This is a genomic window from Sphingomonas bacterium (assembly GCF_903643065.1).
Lineage (GTDB): Bacteria > Pseudomonadota > Alphaproteobacteria > Sphingomonadales > Sphingomonadaceae > Sphingomonas.
Map to the genome: position 1 here is coordinate 1 of NZ_CAHJWX010000419.1, position 2,812 is coordinate 2,812.

Consider the following 2,812-nt stretch of genomic DNA (forward strand, 5'->3'; position numbering starts at 1 on the left):
TGGGCGCCACCGCGCGCGCCGCCGTCGCGGCCGCCAAGGAAGCGGGCCAGTCCGAGCTGCAGAATCGGGGACTGACCGCGGACGCGGGGCGCGAGCAGGTCAAGACGCTGCTCGCCGGGCTGGGGCAGGTACTCTCCACCGCCGGCGGCGCCGCTGCCAAGGCGGGCGCGAGCGCGGCAAAGGGCTGAGATGCGCCGGGCGGGGTTCACGCCGGTGCTCCGCCCGGCTAGGACCATCGGCGCATGAGCAAGCTCCACCTCGTCTTCGGCGGCCGCGTCGCCGACCCGCGCGGCCTCGACTTCGTCGATCCGGGCCAGTTGGAGGTGGTCGGGATCTTCCCCGACTATGCCAGCGCCGAACAGGCCTGGCGCGGCGCGGCGCAGCGCACGGTGGACGATGCGGAAATGCGCTTCGTCGTCGTCCACCTGCACCGGCTGTTGGAGCCCGCGCTCAAGGGCTGAGCTACTCCGCCGCGATCCGTCGCTCGCGGGTCTCATCGTTCGCCGCCGTCGGCCCGGTCAGCGACGCCATCCCCTTGTCGGCCAGCACCAGCCCCATCAGCGCGTCGACCAGCGTCCCGCCCTGCCCCTGCTCGCCCGTGCTGATCTGCACGCGCGGCACGATATCGACCCCCGAGCGCTCCAGCGCCTCCGCCACACGCTCGACGATCTGGCGCGTGAGCTGGAATTGCGCGCCGCCCGACGCCGCGACCTGTCGCTCGATCGTGTCGGCGGTGGCGACGCCGACCTTGGCGATGCGCTCGGCCTCAGCGGCGGCGAGCGCCACCGTCTTCGCCGCCTCGCCCTCGCCGATGATGCGGATGCGGTCGCCCTCGGCGCGCGCGACCGTGCGGGTCTGTTCGGCCTCCTGCGTCGCGCGCTTGGCCGCGGCCTTGCCCTGATTCTCCTGCACCAGGATCGACAGCTCGGACTCGGTGATCGCGGTCTGCTGGTGCGCGCGCGCCTCCGCCTCGCGCAGCGACTTCTCGCCCTCGGCCGCGACCTTCTGCTTCTCGAAGGTGGCGACGCGCTCCTCGGCGATCTGGCGCTGGCGGAGCTGGTTGAGCACCTGCTCGATCTGCTCGCCGCCATTGCCGCCGGCGCGCGGCGTGCCGATCAGCACCTCCTGCAGCTCCAGATTATAATGCGAGAACTTGGCACGCATCTCGTCGCCGGCCTGTTCCTGGATATCCGACCGCTCCTGGAGCAGCTGGATCAGCGTCTTCTTCTGCGCGACGTTCTTGAAATAGGCGGACACCATCGGATCCAGCGTCTGCTCGACCAACTTCTTGATGTCGCCGAACCGCTGGATTACCAGCGGCGCCTTGCGATAATCGATATGCACCACCACCGACAGCGGCAGCGTCGGCTCGAACGCGTCGCGGGTGATCAGCGACACCTCCGACAGGTTCTCGTCCAGCTTGTGCTGGCCGGTGGTGGCGTGATCCCACTTCAGGATGAAGTTGGTGGTGGGCACGACCACGATCTTGCCGGCGTAGGTATTGAACGCGTACTTGCCCGGCAGCAGCGGGTCGGACCAGACGCCGCGCGTGCCGCGATCGACCAGTTCGCCGTGGCGATAGTCGACGCCCGACGTGTCGAGCCCCGCATCGCCGGTATAGCTGATGACGACGCCGACATGGCCGACCTCGATCGTGGTCTTGCCCACCTTCTCCACCGTCGCGAACAGCCGGTTGATGAAATAGCTGCCCTCCACCAGCACCTGTAGCTGGCGACCGCGCCGGCCACCCGCCGCGATGAAGCGTTCGGGATCCTGGAAGCTGTTGTGGAACGTCGCGGCGTCATCCTGATCCGTGCCGACCTGCGGCGCGATGATCTGGTCGGCGGTGAGCGCCGGGCCGTCATGCACCGTGACGATGCCGATCAGGTCGTCGGCGTCCTTCAGCACCACCGCCTGGAACCCGTCGCGCGACGCGATGACGGTCTTCATCTCGGCGAACAGGCCGGCGTCGTTCGCCTCCAGCATCAACCCGTGGATGCGATCGGACGTGATGATGACGAACTGCGCGAGGTTGATGGCATAGGTGCCCTCGCGCAGGATCGTGCGCTGGGGGCCCTTCTGCCCGCCATCCTCCAGGAAGCGGCGGACATCCAGGAAATCGGCCGAGCGCACGTTGGACGCCAGCGTCTGCGTCGGCCCGAGCGGCCGGCCATCGCGCGCGAACACATAGCCGATCTGCCCCTGCGGGATCGTCACCAGCGGCTGGAGGTGGATGCGATATTGGAAGGGCACGAAGAAATGATAGCCGCCGCGCAGCACCTCTGGCTGGAAGCCGGCCTCGCGCTGGAGCGCGATCAGCCCGCCGGGCACGGAGCCGTTGCGGCTCCACATCTTCTCGACGATCGCGACGCGGTTGTTGCCGACATAGCGGATCATCCGCGCGGCCGTGAACAGGACGAGCAGCACCAGCGCCACCGCAGCCGCGGCGCCGACCGGAACGATCTGGTACATGGGTAGAGGTTCCTCGCCGAGCGACGACAAGCCGTCATCCGGTCACGAGCTATTTACGCCCGTGCCGGTCGCTTCGCCAACGAAATCGCGCGCTGCTGCCTCATCGATCGTCGTCGTAGCGAGCCTGGAGATAGCGGACGACGGTCCGCGCGTCGCCCTCGTCCAGCCGGCCCCGCTCGTCCGCGATCGCCGCCACCGCCGCCGCGAGTCGCTCGACCGCCTCGACCGCCAGCGTCAGGACGGCGGGGCGGCGATCGGGCATCGCCGAGTCGAACGCGGCCGTGAAGGTGCGCGCGGCGGCGTCGAGATCGGCCGCGACCTGCTGGCAGCGCGGATCGCG

The 2,812-nt window shown here is 69.2% G+C and carries 3 protein-coding genes and 1 pseudogene; 2 read left to right on the forward strand and 2 right to left on the reverse strand.

The window, feature by feature from the left end; all coding sequences use genetic code 11:
- Positions 1-188 (forward strand): annotated as a pseudogene (locus tag HUU95_RS13195) (hypothetical protein); the annotation flags it as partial.
- A 54-nt stretch (positions 189-242) separates the two neighbouring features.
- Positions 243-461 carry a DUF4170 domain-containing protein gene (locus HUU95_RS13200; RefSeq protein ID WP_174280524.1) on the forward strand — a complete coding sequence of 73 codons (219 nt, stop codon included), beginning with the start codon at positions 243-245 and terminating at the stop codon, positions 459-461.
- A gap of 1 nt (position 462) precedes the next feature.
- Here HUU95_RS13200 and HUU95_RS13205 read toward each other — a convergent pair whose 3' ends face one another.
- The gene (locus HUU95_RS13205; protein ID WP_174280525.1) at positions 463-2,472 is read right to left on the reverse strand and encodes an SPFH domain-containing protein; all 2,010 of its coding nucleotides are present in this window, start codon (positions 2,470-2,472) and stop codon (positions 463-465) included.
- Between the two features lie 100 nt (positions 2,473-2,572).
- On the reverse strand, positions 2,573-2,812 hold a 240-nt coding region (locus tag HUU95_RS13210), incomplete at its 5' end, for a hypothetical protein (protein WP_174280526.1).